The following is a 497-nucleotide window of genomic DNA, read 5'->3' as shown; positions in this document are numbered from 1 at the left end:
AGCACGACGAACGTTGGTGATAACGGGGTCGCGGCCAAACATCCTGAACACAGGAAACAGCAGCGCCCGCGACTCCCGTTCATCACTTGGTTCGTCGATTTACGGTTGCCGCCGGTATGGAGTTGGACGGTCCTAATCTATTGTAGCGATCGCAGGTTGACCTGGGGCGATCAATCAGTCTGGATCGGGACCAGAATAGTGTGTGTGAACCGTGGTACCGAATTCAAGCGACATCCGATCGATTAATCATTCCGGAGGGTTGGGGCGATTCCAAGACTCCACCGCAACGAAGCAATGGGCGTATAGGATCACGAACCGACGTTGGCGATTGTTGGCCGTTGGAAACGTTTTCCAAACCGCGACATCAGGAGCGATCAACAGGAAACAGAGGTCACGTCAACAAGCAATGGGCCGACTGCGGTTATCCTATCCGGCTTGTGCGTTGATCCGAACTTAAAGCTAGAAGAAACAACGAACGTGACCAAGCACGACGAACG

The 497-nt window shown here is 53.5% G+C and carries 1 protein-coding gene; it reads left to right on the top strand.

The window, feature by feature from the left end; genetic code table 11:
- On the top strand, positions 1 to 246 hold a 246-nt coding region (locus FYC48_RS28550), incomplete at its 5' end, for a hypothetical protein (RefSeq protein ID WP_235034426.1).
- Positions 247 to 497: the final 251 nt, after the last annotated feature.

The organism is Roseiconus lacunae (genome assembly GCF_008312935.1).
In the GTDB taxonomy this organism is placed as follows: Bacteria; Planctomycetota; Planctomycetia; order Pirellulales; family Pirellulaceae; genus Stieleria; species Stieleria lacunae.
This window is presented reverse-complemented; position numbering and strand designations above follow the sequence as displayed.